Raw genomic sequence first — 1128 nt, 5'->3', positions numbered from 1 at the left:
TCCATGTCCAGCTCTTCGGTATTGGCTTCCATCTCGATTTCCGTCTCCACGCGATCCGCGACATCCTCCGTATCTGATGTCAGGGCGGTCATCATCTCTGTAGTGAGATAGCCGTATTTTGATAGCAACTGCCTGATCATGGTTTTCTTGGCCATCTCATCAAAGTCGGTGGTCCAGGCCGAGTTGGCCATGCCATAGGACGGACTGTAACGCTTGCCGTGGGCCTCCATTTCTGCCCTGGTCATGTAGGCCGTCTTGGAAAACCCATTAAGCAGCTCGAAGTAGGCGAAATACCCGATCGGCTTGTCGCTGGTTGGCGTGCCCTTGATCCAGATATCACCGGTCAGGATCTCCCTCTCGACTTCGCAGCCCTCATAGATCGCGTCCGCATTGATGCAGCGATACTGACCCGTGCGCATGGCAAGCTGTATGTAGCCCTTGTATCCAATTTGAAACTGCGGTGTAGGCTTGCCCTTGACCTTGTAGGGCACGATCCAGGCAAAGCCCAACTGCTTGTTGATGGGCAGCTTAAGAGTTGCTGCTTTGAGAGCCTCCATCACGACCTGGTTAGGGTCGCACTGCTGCAGATAGTTGTCGCTACCATAGAGGTCGATGATTGATGCTGTGAATGCTCCCGCATTCTCCGCAAGTGCGTTCCGGAATTGCTGCTGGACGCTTTCCACGCTCAATACCGCCTTGAGCTTGTCCATGGGCTTAACTAGCGCCCGCTCTTCTTTCTGTTTTGTCGCTTTTTTGGACATCTATTTCCCCTCCGTCTCTACTCGTAATGTCTTGTCTTTAGCCGACACAATCAGCTTGATCATCTGCGCCTCCATCGGCAGGAGTTGCACGACGGCCTCCGCGTTGTCGATGAAGATGGGTGGCGAGAACCCGTAATGTCGGGACAGTGTGCGGATGATGTCGAGGCCCACATTGATCCTGGCCGAGTTGTTAAGACCCGCGGAGTATGGCACTCCATTGTGCAGCGTCTCGCAGCACGGAACCACTGACCCGTTTACCAGCACGTCAAACAGCTTGAATTTCGCAAGCTCGAAGTGGGAATTGATCTGCTTGTCCAGGAGTGAGGACTTCGTCCGAATGAAGAGGTCCATGAGGTGTAGTTCGCGC

1 protein-coding gene and 1 pseudogene are annotated in these 1128 nt (G+C 53.9%); both read right to left on the bottom strand.

From position 1 onward, the window contains the following. Positions 1-761 (bottom strand): recombinase RecT (locus ACE4YL_RS13100; RefSeq protein ID WP_461369710.1); only part of this gene is annotated, 761 nt, incomplete at its 3' end. Then, positions 762-1128, bottom strand: a pseudogene (locus ACE4YL_RS13095) (hypothetical protein); the annotation flags it as partial.

Source organism: Candidatus Darwinibacter acetoxidans (assembly GCF_041936445.1).
Lineage (GTDB): Bacteria > Bacillota > Limnochordia > Darwinibacteriales > Darwinibacteriaceae > DTU010.
This window is presented reverse-complemented; position numbering and strand designations above follow the sequence as displayed.